Raw genomic sequence first — 15,654 nt, 5'->3', positions numbered from 1 at the left:
GGTTACGCTGCTTTCCGTGAAGAGATACGCGCCGTTCGGTATCGATGCTTTATTGGTGATCATTTTCTGCGCGATCGGGAGGCGCAGTCACGACGAGGCTGTCATCGCCGGTCTGCTGAAAACGGTGTGGCCCTTCGGGGTAGGGCTGATTCTCGGCTGGGTGTTGGCGGTGTACGCCGCGCGGGATACACGATTCGACGCAACGGCGCTGTGGCCCACCGGAATCCTGATCTGGGCGAGCACGCTCGTCGGCGGGATGGCGTTGCGCGCCATCAGCGGTCAGGGCGTCGCACTGAGTTTCATGATCGTCGCGGCCTGCGTTCTCGTGCTTTTTCTCTTGGGCTGGCGCGCCGCGATCCGCGCGCTGCGGTGACGCCGATCGATGGTTAGGACATGGGTAACTCACCGGGTACGGGCTAACCCGACTCCATTGCTCCGCCGGCCGCCTTCCCGGATTCCCCGCGCCTACGTCTGGCTTGAATACGCGGAGAGGCGGAATAGAATTCCTGCTCGTACTCGTGGTCGTCGGCCTGCGGTGTGCGGAACAGGAACGCGAAGACGATCCAGCCGACCACGGCGACCAGGATGAAGCTGACCAGCCGGTAGACGAACGCGGCCGCCACGGCCTGTGCGGCGGGCAGCCCCGCGCCCGCGGTGAGACCGTAGATCAACGTGGCGTCCACGTAGACGATGCCGCCCGGGGCGAACGGGATGGACCCCACCGCCTTGCCCGCCGCGAACGCGATGAGCAGCCCGGACAACTTGGGGTCGGCACCGACCGCGAAACAGGCGGCGCCCAGACACGCCACGTCGGCGAACCGGTGCACCAGCGCCCACACCCCGACGAGCGCCCCGTCCTTCTTCCCCAGCTCGACCGACTCGAGCTGGGCCCGGATCTCGGCCAGCTTGGCGATGCCGTGGTCGGCGGGCTTCTTGCGCAGCCGATTGATCAGCGCGAGCACCCGCCGCAGGATGGCCTCCAGCATGCCGGGATGGCGGGCCAGATAGTTGCCGATGAACAGGACCAGGCCGAGCACCACCAGCGAGCCGACGAATTTGAAGCCGATTCCCTGCCCGACCAGCGCCGCGCCGGTGATTCCGATCAGCGCCAGGCCGGCCGCGGCGACCACGCCCGAGAAGACCAGTTGCCAGGAGGCCACGATCGGGCTCGCGCCCCAGCGCCGGGTCTGACGGTAGGTGAACGCGGTGGAGAAGACCTGGCCCGCGGGCAGCGTCAGCGACATCGCGGTCGCGCCGTAGACCACCGATACCGATTTCCCCTGGCTGACGTCCACCCCGCCCGCGTGCAGCAGTTGCTTCTGCACCCGCCCGAATCCGCTCATCGACATCGCCTGCAACACGATGCACAGGAACAGCCAGCCCCAGTGGATCTCGGTGAGCGTGCGCCAGGATTCGTGCAGGCGGGGCCACAGATACAAGCCTTCGCCGACGAGCAGCGCGAGGATCACCGCACCGAGCACCCATTTGACCCACCGGAAGCGGCGGCGGCGCCCGGCCGGTGCACCTGCTAGGTCGCCGTCGGCCGTCACGGTCTCAGCCTAGCGAACGTGCCTGTTCTTCCTCGTCCATGCGCGGCGCGGCGATCGCGGACTTCGGCCAGGCCAGGCGGGTTTTTCTGCGTCTGCCTCGCAATTGGACCTCGTCTCCGGTTATCCAATGTTCCTGCTCGCTTTCGTCGGCGAAGTAGAGCGCGCTGCCCGAAGCGAGAACGCGGCCGGGATGATCTTTGGCCAATTCGGTGAGCCGCGACGCCTCGTTGACGGGGTCGCCGATCACGGTGTATTCGAATCGATTTGCGGCGCCGATGTTTCCGGCGACCGCCAGGCCCGCCGAGACGCCGATGCCGATGTCGAGGCTGGTCACCTCGCGCAGCGCCTCACGCAGATCGCGGGCCGCGGCCAGCGCGGCACTCGGCGCGTCGGGGCGATCCAGCGGGGCGCCGAAGATGGCGAGCGCCGCGTCGCCGACGAACTTGTTGACGAAACCGTGGTGGCTGTCGATCACGTCGACCACCACCCGGAAGAACTCGTTGAGCAGGCTGACCACCTCGGTCGGCGGGCGCTCGGCCGCGGCGGCGGTGGAGCCGACCATATCCACGAACAACACCGCCACGAATCGGGTCTCACCGCCCAGTTCGGTGCCGTAGTCCAGTGCCCGCTGCGCCACGTCCTCGCCGACGTGCTGGCCGAACAGTTCCTGCAGCTTGCGCCGCTTGGCCGCCTCGTCCATCATCCGGTTGAAGCCGACCTGCAGCAGCCCGATCTCGCTGCCGTCGTAGACCTCCACCTGCACATCGCGCGAGCCGGCCTGCACCCTGTTGATGGCTTGGGACAGTTGACGCACCGGGTCGGAGATCGAGGATCCGGTCAGCATCGACAAGGCCAGCGCCTGCAGGATCACCACGCCGCACAGCAGCAGAATCGAGATCGCGAGGGACTTCGCCGAGAACTTCACATCCGAGGAGATCTGGGTGACGCACAGCAGCACGATCGCGATGGTCGGTGCGAAGGTACCCATGCCCCAGGTCATCGCCATGCGCGTGCCGACACCAGGGGTGAGCGTGTGGTCGAAGGTGCCCTCGGTCAGCGCCTCGGCGGCGACCGGACGCAGGATGCGCTCACCCAGCATGTAGGTGAAGCCGAACACGATGGTGGCGGCCATACATTCGGTGACGATCACCGCGCCCGCCAGTTCGGGCGATTCGGCGATGATCAGCGCGGCCAGGATCCCGCCACCGATGACCCACAGCACCAGGTGCACGATCGACTGCCGCAGCGGCACGTGCAGCGCCGCCATCTGCTCGCGTCGGCTCGGCGGCCCGCCGCGCATCTGCCAGCGCATCACCGGCCGCAACATGAGCGCGGCGGCGAAGATGCTCAACACCGCGGCGACACCGAAAACGAGCAGCGGCGCGAGCAGACCGGTCTGGCGCACCCCACCCGGATCGCCCTCGGGAACCGGCAGGCCGTATTGGATGAAGGCCCACACCAGCACCGCGCCGAAGGCATTGGCCAGCAGCACAGACGTCAGGTACAGCGGCCAGCGCGTTCGCATGGTCTGTTTGACCGCTTCAAGTGGCGCTGACACGCTAGCCAATCTATCCGACCACGTGCCCAGGTGATCAGGACAGGCGACCGGGTGTGCATTATCGCACCTACGCTCGACCGTTACTGGGTGGAAACCGAGGAAACCCCTGCGCGATTTCACAGTAATTCGCTCCGGCTATATGTGAAAGACACTGTCTTACAGGATAATTCGCGCTACTCGTGCAGTTGTGCGGCGGGCGACCTCCGAGGTTGTCGGCCAGCTGGCCGGATCACCGCCGATCTACCCCCTGGCGGGCTTGTTCGGGCACTGACATGCGGGTTTGTGGTCGGCAGGCAGGCGATCGCCGGATCCGGTCGGCCGGGCGATCACTGTCAGGGGGAACTGTGGTCAGAACCTCTTTCCGAGGCGTCGACGCGAGCACCGATCCAGCGTTCGGACCGATAGGCTCTGTCGAGTGACCGACCAGCAGGTAGATTCCGGGACCGCGTCGACACCGTGGCGTTCGGACGCCGAGGCAGTTCATCCCGTGGTCCGGAAAGCCGCGGCGTGGAGCTGGCGGCTGCTGATCATCTTCGGGGCGCTGCTCGCGGTGGGGATGCTCGTGCAGAAGTTCGCCACGGTGGTGATTCCGCTGGCCATCGCGTTGCTCGCCGCCGCGTTGCTCGCGCCGCTGGTCGATTGGATGCAGCGGGTGGGGATCCCGCGCTCGCTCGGCGTGTTCGTCGCGCTGCTGGGGTCGATCGGGCTGCTCGCCGGGGTGTTGACCTTTGTCGTCGAACAGTTCGTCGACGGTGTGCCGGGGCTGTCCAACGAGGTCACCAACAGCGTGCACAAGGTGCAGGACTGGTTGATCAACGGTCCGCCACACCTGAGCGATCAGCAGATCCGCAGCGCGGGCGACACCATCGTGCGCACCATTCAGGACAACCGCGAGAGCCTGACCAGCGGCGCGCTCACCACCGCCACCGCCATCGGACATATCCTCACCGGCGCGTTCCTGATCCTGTTCATCCTGATCTTCTTCCTCTACGGCGGGGATCAGATCTGGAACTTCGTCACCCGGATCATCCCTACCGTGCACCGTGAGAAGGTTCGCACCGCCGGTGAATTGGGCTTCGGGACGCTGGTCGGTTTTGTGCGCGCCACCGTGGTGGTGGCGGCGGTCGACGCCATCGGTATAGGGGCCGGGCTCGCGATTCTGCATGTGCCGCTGGCCTTGCCGTTGGCCTCGCTGGTGTTCATCAGCGCCTTCATCCCGATTATCGGCGCGTTCTTCGCCGGGTTCGTCGCGGTGTTCATCGCGCTGGTCACGAAGGGTTTGGTGACCGCGCTGATCGTGCTCGGCATCATCATCGCGGTGATGCAGCTGGAAGGCCATGTGCTGCAACCGCTGCTGCTCGGGCGGGCCGTGAGCATCCATCCGCTGGCCGTGGTGCTCGCCATCACCGCCGGTCTGGTCGTCGGTGGGATCGCGGGGGCGCTGCTCGCGGTGCCGCTGATCGCGGTGGGCAACACCGCGATTCGATACCTGCTCGCCGACAGCCCGGCGGAGGCGTTCGGCGAACTAGTGGGCACCGAAGAGCGAAAACGGTTCACCGCCGAGCCCGACAAACCCGAACCGCCGGGCCGCTTCGACGTGGCGACGCGGCTGCGCATGGAAGAAGCCGAGTTAGGCGATGCGGACCCACACAGCTGAGTTGAGCTCGGCCGACGCCGCGACCGCGCCACTGTGGCGGGCCGCGCAGGCGTTTCGGCTGGTCACGCTGCTGTACGCGATCGGCCAGCAGATCGCGTCGGTGCCGTATTACGACCATCCGCGACTGAGCTGGATGCTGATCGCGGTGATGGCGATCTGGTCGGGGAGCTCGGCGCTGTTGCTGTCGCAGTGGTACTTCCCCGAGGCGACCGGGAAGATCCGCGGCTGGGTGGTGTTCGGCGATCAGGTGGTGACGATCGCGCTGATCGCCTCGACTCGGCTGGTCGCGGATTACGACTGGTATCACGGCCACCAGACTCTGCCGACGACGTTGTGGATCGCGAACTCGGTGATCTCCATGGCGATTCTGCGCGGTCCCGTCGCGGGTGTCGTCGCGGGGCTGGTGATGTCGGCAGTCGTGGTGACGGTGCGGGATCAGTGGGGGCAGGACGTCTGGGGTGACGCGACCGCACCGGTGCTCGTCTCGGTGGGGTTGGCGCTCGGACTCGCGGCCAATACCGCTCGGCGGGCGCAGGGTCAGCTCGAACGGGCCCTGCGGATCACGGCGGCGGCGCAGGAGCGGGAGCGATTGGCTCGCGAGGTGCACGACGGAGTGCTGCAGGTGCTGGCCTTCATCAAGCGGCGCAGCGGCGAAATAGGCGGGCCCGCAGCAGAACTCGCACAGCGAGCCGGGGAGCAGGAGGTGGCGTTGCGGGTGCTGCTTTCCGAACAGGCGGAGCTGCCCGACCCCGATTCGGGCGAGGTGGATCTGCGGCCGCTGCTGACCGCACGCGCCACCCCGGAGGTGTCGGTGGCCACGCCGGGTGATCCGGTGCTCGTCGGGCGGGTGGTCGCGCAGGAGATCGCGGCGGCGGTGACCACCGCGCTGTCGAATGTCTCGCTGCACGCCGGGGCCGACGCGAAAGCCTATGTGCTGCTGGAAGACACCGGTGACATGCTGGTGGTGAGCGTGCGTGACGACGGAGTCGGGATCGCGACGGGGCGCCTGCGAGCGGCCGAAGCCGAAGGGCGGATGGGGGTTTCGCGGTCGATCGTCGGGCGGGTCGAGGCGCTCGGCGGTAGCGCCGAGTTGCTGACCGAGGGGCAGGACCTCGGTACCGAGTGGGAATTCCGGATTCCGCGCCACCCGGCGCGCTGAGAAGAGGAGCTGGGCGATGCCGGTCATTACGGTGATGGTGGTCGATGACCATCCGATGTGGCGTGAGGGTGTTTCTCGTGATCTCGCCGAAGCCGGTTTCGAGGTGCTGGCCACCGCGGACGGTGTCGGCACCGCTTCTCGGCGCGCCGCGGCCGTGCGGCCGGATGTGGTGTTGATGGATATGCAGCTCACCGATGGCACCGGGGTCGCGGCTACCGCCGAGGTGTTGCGGGTTTCGCCCCATAGTCGGGTGCTGGTGCTGTCGGCTTCGGCCGAGCGCGACGACGTGCTCGACGCGATCAAGGCAGGGGCGAGCGGGTACCTGGTGAAGAGCGCGTCGGCTGCCGAGTTGATCGATGCCGTCAAGGCCACCGCCGCAGGTCAGCCGGTGTTCACGCCCGGATTGGCCGGGTTGGTACTCGGGGAGTATCGGCGAATGGCGACCGCGCCGGTGGCCGCCGATCAGCCGCACCGGCCGTCGTTGACCGACCGGGAGACCGAGGTGTTGCGAATGGTGGCCAAGGGACTGTCTGCCAAGCAGATCGCTACCCGATTGAACCTTTCGCATCGGACGGTGGAGAACCATGTGCAGGCGACGCTGCGCAAATTGCAGCTGGCGAATCGGGTCGAGCTCACGCGCTACGCGATCGAACAGGGGCTCGAGTAGTCGCAGTGATTAGGGGTTTGCCCTGATGCGCTCGGGGGGTGTGGCTGGCTACCCTCGATGGCATGGGCGGTCCTGAATCCCTCTTCGTACCCGGTGCCGCGACGGCTGGTCCCGTCGGTGACCGTGAGCTGCGTGTTTCCGATGCCGAACGAGAACATGTCGGGCAGTTGCTGCAGCGAGCTGTCGGGCTCGGCATGCTCTCGCTCGGGGAGTTCACCGAGCGGATGGATACCGCGCTGGCCGCCAAGACCCGTGGTGAACTCAATGCCGTGCTGGTCGACCTGCCCGGTATGCGGGTGGCGGGTACGCCCCAGCCCGCCGCTATGCCGCGTCCACGACACGTTCCGGTTCCGGCCGGTGGGTCCAATCCGAGCGCGATCCGTAGTCGGTTGTCGGGGGTCAATCGACGCGGGCCGTGGCAGGTACCGCCGGTGCTGCATCTCAACAACCTGATGTCCAGTGTGACCTTGGACTTCACCGAGGCGGTCATGCAGACGCAGATCGTTGAAATCCAGGTCGACGATTACTGCACGAGTTTGACTTTGCTTGTGCCGGCGGCCGCGACTGTTGACCTCAACGGGTTGGATTTGGTGGGGTCTTCGGCTAATAACAAGGTTCGTACGGGGCCGCCGATCGGGCCGCTGCATCTTGTTGTGCACGGGCGTATTCGGTTCGGCTCTGTCACCGCGAAGTATCCGTTGATGGTTCAGTGGAGACGCTTCTTGGGGTCGTGACCCGGCCCTCGGCTGTTCGGCGGTTCACAGGTTGAGGTGTGAATTCGGGTAGGAACAGTGGGTAGGGCGGGGGTTTCTACTCATGTTCGGCGGTCTTTTCGGGCCGACTATGGGGTTATGAGTACCGCTATCGATCCCGCGCTGGTTGCGCGGCTCTCGGGGGAGTTCACCGCGCTCGGCGTCCGGATGGGGCAGCTGGGGGGCGATTTGGATGTGCTGTCCGCGCAGTTGCGGGGGGAGGTGGCGCGCGCGGGGAGTTCGGAGGCGACGACGTCGGGTTCGGTTGCTGCGCGAGCTGATTCGGATGCGGTTTCGGGGGTGCCTGGGATCGGTGTGGGCGAGGTCGGTCGAGTCGGCGCGCCTCCGGAGCCGGGTGTTGTATCAGGTGTCGGCGGTACGCAAAGTGTTGCGGGGCAAGAAGTTCCGGGTACAGGGCACGGCTATGTAGGTCCGGTTGGTGGTGTGGCGTACGGGTCGGCGGGATGGCCGGTGGGTGCGCGGTACGGCGGGCCGGTAGGCGCTGGGGCGAGTGGGGTGGCTCCGAACTGGATGGGTTCGAACGGGATGCCCGGTGGACCCGCCACGTCTTACCGCGCGGCGGGGCAGCCGCCGAAATGGGTGGGCCCGGCTGGGCCGCAGGGTGGGCGAGCTGCGCCGTACGGGCAGGTCGGGCAGCCGGCCGGTTGGGCAGGGACGGCGGGGCACGGCGCTCCGGGGCGTGGCGGGCAATTCGGGCCGGGGCGCGCGGCTCGGGTGCCGTGGTGGCAGCGGGAAGGCGTTATTTCTCGGGTGCTCGCGGTGGCCGGGGTCGGGGTGACCCTGGTCGGTGTGCTGATGCTGTTGGTGTTGGCCGCGCAGGCGGGGTTCTTCGGGCCGGTGGCGAGAGTTGTTGCCGGGGCCGCACTGTCGGTGGTTCTGGTCGGGCTCGGGTGGCGGGTCTTCGGGCGTCCTGGTGGTCGTGTCGGCGGAATTGCGCTGGTGGCCACGGGTATTGCCGGGTTGTATCTGGATGTTGTCGCGGTGACCGGGTATTACCGGTGGATTCCTGGTGGTGTGGGGCTCGCGGTGGCGCTCGGGGTGGCGTTGGTCGGGTTGGGAATCGCGGTGCGGTGGCAGTCTCAGCCGTTGGCGGTCGGTGTCGTGTTGGGTGCGGCGGTGTTGTCACCGGCGTTGACGACCGAACTGATGCTGCTCGGGTTCCTGGTGGTGTTGCAGGCGGCGGGGGTCCCGGTGCAGATGCGCAGGAATTGGCCCGTGCTGCACGTGGCACGCACGTTGCCGGTCGTGCTCGCTGTGCTGGGGATGGTGGCATTGAGCGGGATCGAGGGTGCGATCTCCGGTGCCGAGACGGAGCAGCGGCAGGGACTGCTGATCGCGGCGATCGCCTGCGCGGTGGTCGGGCTGGTCGGCGCTCTGCTCGCGGTGCGGCGCAGGTCCGGCGACATCACCGCGAGCATCACGATCGCGCTGACCGCGCTTCCGGTGCTCGCCGCCGCTGTGCTGTTCGACCGGGTGGTGAGCGCTTCGATCACCGCCGTGTTCGCCGCCGTTCTCCTCGGCCTGGCGGCCACGGTGCTGATCCCGCTTCGTACGGCGACAGCCGAGATTCGCGGGCACGGGGATTCGGCAGTGGACACCGCGAAGGTAGATCCCGGCTCCGCGAGTGCCGCGGTCGTTCCGGACGGGCTGGTCGGACGGTTGCGAATTGCCCGGCACACGGCGCTGGTGGCGGGGCTGACCGGCGCTGTCGCCCTGTTGCAGACCTGCACGATCGCGACGGGCGGTCACCCTCGACTGCTGCCGACCATGTTGTTCGCGGTCGGTCTCGCGTTCCTCGCGGTTGCCGCGGCGAGTCGCACGCGGGTGGCCGCGGGGCTCGGTATCGCGTTCGCCCTGCTGGGCGGGCTGGTAATGCTGGCGATCGCTACGCCGGAAACGCTGGCACTGCAACGACTCGCGGACCAAAACCTCGATACCTCGACGGCGGTGGCCGCGGTGGTCGGGTTGGGCGTGGCGGCGATGGTGGCGTGGACAGTGCCGCGGTTGCCACGGTGCGACGATCCCGCACTCGTCACCGGAGTGTGGATCTCGGTGAGCATCGCCGGGCTGTACTACGTGCTGGTCGCCGCGGTATCCCTCGGCGTATCTCTCGGCGGCGCAGACGGTTTCATCGTCGGCCACAGCCTCGCGACCATCGTGTGGATGGTCGCGGCGACCGGCTCGCTGTTCTACGGTCTGCGCCGACTGTCCAGCTCGCCCGCCGTCGCGAAAGTCTGCCTGGTCTCCGGCCTGTTGGTGGCCGCGGCCGCACTGGCGAAACTGTTCCTGTTCGACCTCGCGACACTGTCCGGCCTGATCCGCGTCACCGCGTTCCTGGCGGTCGGAATCCTGTTGCTACTCACCGGAACCCGCTACGCCCGCGCCTTCGCCGACGCGGCGCAGCCTCGCCAGGCTCCCTGAGCAGACCTGCCCCTCAGTCGTCCTCGCGCCGACGCAGAAGTTCGTTCACGCTGACCGTCCGGCCTTCAGCACCATGATGGCGACCTTCGTCCGCGGCGGTACCGCGGCGCGACGAGCGCAACTGAGCCATCCAGTTCTCGATCTCGTTACGAGTGTCGGCCGGGGGTTCGCCGGATTCCGGTGCGGTGGAATCGGTTTCCGCCGCACCGGCAGTCTCCGGGGACACCTCGCTGGACGGCTCCGAGGGCGAGGCGGCGGGGGACGGGACGGCGGTGAAACCCGAAGGGGCCTGCCACCGACCGGCGGTGTCGGTCGTCGGTGCCTCGTCGGCTGCTTCCCGACCTGTCGCCGGTGTTTCACCGTTGCCGCTCTGGATCGGCGAAGTCGCCGGTGAATCCGGCTGCTGGGGTGAAGGATCGGTATCGCGCGTGACCTCGGTGAATCCCGGCGGCGCCACCTGCGGGCGCACGATGTCCGCCTGGCGAGCCGAGTCCGACTGAGCGCCGGACGGATTCGACGCATCGGAGAAGTCGGCCGGGTGATCGACGGCGGGGCGGGTGCGGTCGCTCGCACGGTCCTGCGAGGAGGGCGTGACCGGCGAGAAGCGTGGTCCGCTGTCCTGATCGGGCGTGTTGAAACCGCGCGGCGTGCCAGGGCTGGTCATGCCGTTGTTCCACGGAGTGCTCGGTTGCGGTTCGACGGGCACCGCAGTGCCGAAAACGCCCTGCGGGGGGATCTCCGAATCGGGTTCGGTCTCCGCACGAGCTGAATCGCCCTGGTGCGACTCGGCACGATGTGTGCCGGGCGCGGCCGAGAGGTCGGGACTCGGTGATGCGAATCCGCGCGGGCGCGAATCCGCTTCGCGCACTGCGGCATCAGCCTGGTCGGACGGACGGCTCGGCTCAGCCGGGGTGCCCGAATCAGGTGCGGGGGAGTCGGGCGTGATCGGCCGCAGATTCGAGGCCGTCACGGGGCTGAACCCGTTGAAGGTTCCGCCCGACGGAGTATCACCAGCGCGAGGAGGCGTGTCGCCCGTACGGGGTGCGGGTGTCGGCTCGCCCGCGCGAGGTGCAGTGTCGCCCGTGCGAGGTGCGGAGGTCGGCGCGTTCGGCGGCGTGTTGACGATCCTCGGTGCGGCCGGCGGGACGATTCCGCGAGGCGGCGGGGTCGCCGTGCTCGGCCGGGCCGGGGGGACGATGCTCGGCCGCTGCGGCAAATCCGCTGGGGGCGTACCGAATCCGGCGCCGTCGCCGGTCTCGTTCGGCGTCGACACCCGAGGCGTCGGCGGAGTTTCGCCGATCACGCCCGGGGTGTACCCCGTAGGTGGCTGCACGCGCGAGGAGCCACGCGGCGCGGCCCCGGGGAGGATGCCGGGCAGGTCGAGGTCGGACCCGCTGTCGCCGGCCGGACGGGAAATAGAAGGGCCACCGGTGGTTTCGGTGATACCGAAGGCGGTGTCCGGCGTAGCGGTACGAGACGGCGAGTCGGCGGTGCCGTTGGTCTGTCCGAGCCCGTTGGTGGAGCGAGTGGCCCCACCGGGTCCGGTTTCGGGGTCGCCGAGGTCGGTGTGGGGTGTGGGAGGCGTGCCGAAGCTGGGGCCCGAATAGCCACGGTCTTCGTCCGCGGCAGTATCCGGGGTCGAATCACTGTGTCCCTGAGTGGGATTCGGCGTATCCGGCTTCACGATCGGGAGTACCTGAGTCGGCTCGCCGGACACGTACTTCGGCAGCTCGAACTCGGCGTCTTCCTGCTTCGCGGCGCCTTCGGCATCTGGTTTCGCGGGCGTACCCGGCTTCACCACCGGCAATTCCCGCGTCGGCTCACCCGAAGACAACATCGAGGCACGGGGGCGCGTCGGATCGGGCGACATCGGCTGGCGCGCGCGTGCGGGCTCAGCGGAGTCGGCATCGGTGATCTTGTCGATGCGCTGGGTCGGTGCCTCGGCCTCGATCTCGGCGACCGTGCGCGGCCTGCGGGGCGTACGCGCCAGCTTGGAGTCGGGGACCGCCGTCATCTGCATGGTCGGCGGGTCGGTGATCGGGGTGGTTTTCACCAGGTCGACCACGCCACCGTGTTCCGGGCGTTCGTCGTCGAGAATGGGTTCGCCCAGGCCGATCTTCTCCTGGATGCGCTTCATCCACTTCGGCGCCCACCAGCAGTCGTCGCCGAGCAGCTTCATGATCGCGGGGACCAGCAGCATGCGCAGCACGGTGGCGTCGATGAACAGCGCCGCGATCATGCCGTAGGCGATGTACTGCATCATCACCAGATCGGAGAACGCGAACGCGCCGGTCACCACGAGCAGGATCAGGGCGGCGGCGGTGATGATCCGCCCGGTCTGCGCGGTGCCGATCCGCACGGCTTCGGTGGTCGACGCGCCTTGGGCGCGCGCCTCCACCATGCGCGACAGCAGGAAGACTTCGTAGTCGGTCGACAGGCCGTAGATGATCGCGATGATCAACATCAAGACCGGCGCGCTGATCGGCTGTGGCGTGAAGTTCAGCAGCCCGGCACCGTTGCCATCGATGAAGATCCAGGTCAGGATGCCCAGCGTCGCGCCGAGACCGAGCGCGCTCATCAACGCGGCCTTGATCGGCAGCACCAGCGAACCGAACGTCAGGAACATCAGCACGGTCGTGGTGACCAGCACGAGCAAGATCATCCACGGCATCAGTTCCAGCAGCGTGTCGATGCTGTCGGCCATGAGCGCGGGCTGACCGGTGACGTACATCGTGACGCCGTCGGGTACTTCGATCGAACGGAGATAGTCGATCGTCGGTTCGGCGTTGCCGGTGGGATCGACCAGGGTCGCCGAGGTGCGGAACACCTCCGGGTTGGTCGGCGACTTGGTCGGCACGGCGAACGGGCCGACCATTCCGGGAGCCTGGTTGGCTTCCTTCCAGACCTGACCGATCGCGTTCGTGTCGCCGGAGACGAAGACCAGCTGGATCGGGTCGGTCTTGCTCTGTGGGAAGACCTCGTAGAAGTGCTCGAGCGCGGATCGGGCCTTGTTGTCCGGCGGCAGGTACTTCTCGTTGATACCGCCGAACGCCAGATCCTTGACCGGGATGATCAGCAACAGCAGACCGACGGTGATCGGAATGGCGATCTTGAGCGGGTGTTTCATGACCCAGCGGGTAGTGTTGCCCCAGAAGCCGTTCTCGATCTGCTCGGCGGTCTTGGTCTTGCGGAACCGCTTGAGGCCGAACGAGTCGACGCGCGGGCCGAGGACGGCGAGCATCGCGGGCAGGATCGTCACCGCGGTCAGTGCGGCCAGGGAGACGGTGGCGATGGTGCCGTAGGCGACCGATCGCAGGAAGCCCTGCGGGAACAGCAGGATGCCGCCGAGACTGGCGATGATCATCGTCGCGGAGAACACGACTGTTCGTCCAGCGGTCATCACCGACCGCCGGACGGCGGCGCGCGTGGAGTAACCCTCCGCCAGTTCTTCGCGGAAACGACTGACTATGAACAGGCCGTAGTCGATCGCGAGGCCGAGGCCGATCATCGACACAACGCCGCTGACGAAGGAGTTGACCTCGGTGAAGTTGGTCAGCGCCATGACGATGCCGTTGGCGCCGAGGATCGTCAGACCGCCGATGACCAGCGGCAGCGCGGCCGCGACGATGCCGCCGAAGATGAAGAACAGCAGCACTGCCACCGCGGGGATGGCCAGCACTTCCATCCGTTTGGTGTCGTGCGCGATCGTGTCGTTGAGGGTGACCGCGATGGCTTGGAGACCCGAGACCTCCACGTCGACGCCGGGAATGTAGAAGACGTCCTGCACGGCGCGGTAGTTGGCCATGATGACGGTGTCGTCGTTGCCGACGATGGCGATCGAGGCGAACGCGTGCTTCTTGTCCTTGGAGCCGAACGCCGACGGCACGGCGGGCGCGTCGCCCACCTTCCAATAGGTGCCGTTGATCTTGTCGATCTGATCAGGGTGTTCGGCCAGGGCCGTGGTCAGGCTGCCGACGACCTTCTGCTGGAACTCCGGGTCATCGATCGTTTTGCCCTCGGGGGCGTTGTACATGACGATGACGTCGGCCATGTGGTCGCGTCCGTAGGAGCCGTCGGCGATCTGCGCGCCCGCCACCGATTCCGAGCCGGGATCGAACCACCCGCTCGATGTCAGGCGAGGGCCGAGTCCCATGCCGTAAGCGCCCAACGCCAACAACGCCGCACCGACGACAGCGATGACGGCGAAGCGGAACCGAAAGACCAGATCGCCCCAGCGGGTGAACACTTAAGCGACTCCTTGACCAGGGCGAGAAGTGAGTAGTGCCGACAGCGGCCGGAAAGGCTGCAGCCAGGCACCCTCGTCGGGCAGCGACTCGAGACTCACCCGCGGTAGCGGTTCACGGAACACGCCGGGGATGTCCTCGAGGTCGACGAACCCGAGGGTATCCGAAGTGACGGCCCAACTCGCGTGCTCACGGAATCCGAGCACCTGAGCTGGGATTCCCTTGGCCGCGATGGCCTCCAGTGGTTCACGGAACGCCTGACCGTCGGCCGAGGCGACCATGATGCCGGCTAAACCGCCGTCGCGTTGACGGGTCGCGATGTGCGCGAGCATGTCGGCGTCGACATCGGAGTCTTCGTCGATCTTGGGCTTGGCGAACACCGCGAAACCGACATTGCGCAGCGCTTCCACCCAGGGGCGGACCACGTCGGCGGTGCCGGGCGCGATATTGGTGAAGACGGTGGCCTCGGCCTCGATGCGGCCCTTGGAGGCCACCGAGATCTCGGCGGTGCGGGCCAGCAACCAGCGGCCGAGCGCGTCGAAGCGGGGGCGATAAGCGGCAGTGGGCCGTCCACCGAGGATGGCGCCGAGCCCCATGTCGAGGTTCGGCGCGTCCCAGACCAGCAGCACACGTCGAACATCGGAACCGCTCAACGCCTCGGAACCGGAGCCTGCCTGGGCGGGCACCGGCATCTCGGGGGCGATCTCACTCACGCTCATCTGTCGATCTTCCCCCATATGAACTCGTTGATGGCGCTACCGGCACGCAGGCCTTTGCCTTCGAACTTGGTGACGGGCCGTTCGAAACCGATCGGCGCGGTAGAGCGGTTGACGGCGCTGTCGCCACCGGTGGTGTCGTTCAGGCCGGTGAACAGCGGTTCCTTGGAGCCTACTTCGAGAATATGCTCGGCGTAATCCGCGTGGTCGGTGGCCACGTGCAGCACTCCGCCCGGCTTCAATCTGCTGGCGATCAGGGCGAAAGTCGGCGCCTGTAGCAGTCTGCGCTTGTGGTGGCGGGCCTTCGGCCACGGGTCGGGGAAGAACACCCGAACGCCGATCAGCGATTCCGGGGCAACCATGTTCTCCAGTACGTCGACGGCGTCGCCGCGCAGCAATCGGATGTTCTCGATCTGTTCGCGCTCGATCTGCTGAACCAGCTGGGCTAGACCTGGCTGGTACACCTCGATGCCGATGAGATTCAGGTGCGGTTCGGCCTTGGCCATTGCGGCCGTCGCGGTGCCGGTGCCGGTGCCGATCTCGATCACCAGCGGCGCCTCGCGTCCGAACCAGGCGTCGGCCTCGACCGGATCATTGGACACATTGCGCCCGATCTTCGGCCACGTGTTGTCCCAGGAGGCCTGCTGGTTCGGCGTCAGCGCGCCCCGCCGCGTGCGGAAGCTCGTCACGCGCGGGTACAGCCTGGAGCCGGTGAGCGAGCGTCGGCCCGCGTCGTTCGGCATCTCCGACAGCTTGTGGCTGGTCGGCTCGGCGTGGTCGGCGGCGTCGTTCACGCGTCCATTGTCCAGCATGCGCGCGGGTGCGTCGCAGGCGAGTTCATGGGACCGCTGATCCGCCCAGGTCGGCCGAAGGTTCGCCCGGCCCCGGCTCGGCGCGGATCTGACACAA

General features: G+C 67.4%; 10 protein-coding genes and 1 pseudogene. 6 read left to right on the top strand and 5 right to left on the bottom strand.

All coding sequences use genetic code 11. The features are described from left to right. The first annotated feature begins 16 nt into the window (after positions 1-16). Entirely contained in the window at positions 17-373 is a 357-nt protein-coding gene (locus OHS03_RS27175) for a DUF3054 domain-containing protein (RefSeq protein WP_062987695.1), read from the top strand. Positions 374-416: 43 nt separating this feature from the next. On the opposite strand, the gene OHS03_RS27170 is transcribed toward OHS03_RS27175, so the two are convergent. Together OHS03_RS27170 and OHS03_RS27165 are read right to left on the bottom strand one after the other, a co-directional pair. Next, on the bottom strand, positions 417-1,550 hold the full coding sequence (locus OHS03_RS27170; RefSeq protein ID WP_328657990.1) for a lysylphosphatidylglycerol synthase transmembrane domain-containing protein: 1,134 nt from the start codon (positions 1,548-1,550) through the stop codon (positions 417-419). 4 nt (positions 1,551-1,554) lie between these two features. Next, positions 1,555-3,075 carry an adenylate/guanylate cyclase domain-containing protein gene (locus OHS03_RS27165; RefSeq protein ID WP_301908169.1) on the bottom strand — a complete coding sequence of 507 codons (1,521 nt, stop codon included), beginning with the start codon at positions 3,073-3,075 and terminating at the stop codon, positions 1,555-1,557. A gap of 448 nt (positions 3,076-3,523) precedes the next feature. Here OHS03_RS27165 and OHS03_RS27160 point away from each other — a divergent pair, with 448 nt between their 5' ends. From OHS03_RS27160 to OHS03_RS27140, 5 genes are all read left to right on the top strand, one after another. Then, positions 3,524-4,765 carry an AI-2E family transporter gene (locus tag OHS03_RS27160; RefSeq protein ID WP_328657988.1) on the top strand — a complete coding sequence of 414 codons (1,242 nt, stop codon included), beginning with the start codon at positions 3,524-3,526 and terminating at the stop codon, positions 4,763-4,765. Then, complete coding sequence (gene macS, locus OHS03_RS27155) at positions 4,746-5,924, top strand: MacS family sensor histidine kinase (protein ID WP_328657987.1); 1,179 nt, start codon at positions 4,746-4,748, stop codon at positions 5,922-5,924. The genes OHS03_RS27160 and macS overlap by 20 nt, the downstream gene beginning before the upstream one ends. Positions 5,925-5,940: 16 nt before the next feature. After that, positions 5,941-6,591, top strand: a complete 651-nt coding sequence (locus tag OHS03_RS27150) for a response regulator (RefSeq protein ID WP_328657985.1) — start codon at positions 5,941-5,943, stop codon at positions 6,589-6,591. 62 nt (positions 6,592-6,653) lie between these two features. After that, entirely contained in the window at positions 6,654-7,325 is a 672-nt protein-coding gene (locus tag OHS03_RS27145; protein WP_056823714.1) for a DUF1707 SHOCT-like domain-containing protein, read from the top strand. 549 nt (positions 7,326-7,874) lie between these two features. Next, positions 7,875-9,785 (top strand): DUF2339 domain-containing protein, encoded by a 1,911-nt coding sequence (locus OHS03_RS27140; RefSeq protein WP_328657983.1) that lies wholly within the window; start codon positions 7,875-7,877, stop codon positions 9,783-9,785. 1,594 nt (positions 9,786-11,379) lie between these two features. On the opposite strand, the pseudogene OHS03_RS27135 reads toward OHS03_RS27140, so the two are convergent. From OHS03_RS27135 to trmB, 3 genes and pseudogenes are all read right to left on the bottom strand, one after another. Continuing rightward, positions 11,380-14,031: pseudogene (locus OHS03_RS27135) on the bottom strand (MMPL family transporter); the annotation flags it as partial. Further along, complete coding sequence (locus tag OHS03_RS27130) at positions 14,032-14,748, bottom strand: NYN domain-containing protein (protein WP_082844190.1); 717 nt, start codon at positions 14,746-14,748, stop codon at positions 14,032-14,034. It lies immediately after the preceding pseudogene. Beyond that, positions 14,745-15,488 (bottom strand): tRNA (guanosine(46)-N7)-methyltransferase TrmB, encoded by a 744-nt coding sequence (gene trmB, locus OHS03_RS27125; RefSeq protein ID WP_405151437.1) that lies wholly within the window; start codon positions 15,486-15,488, stop codon positions 14,745-14,747. Before trmB ends, OHS03_RS27130 begins: the two co-directional genes overlap by 4 nt. Positions 15,489-15,654: the final 166 nt, after the last annotated feature.

The organism is Nocardia salmonicida (genome assembly GCF_036142455.1).
In the GTDB taxonomy this organism is placed as follows: domain Bacteria; phylum Actinomycetota; class Actinomycetes; order Mycobacteriales; family Mycobacteriaceae; genus Nocardia; species Nocardia salmonicida.
Note: the sequence above shows the minus strand (reverse complement) of the source record. Positions and strands in the feature narration are given on the sequence as shown.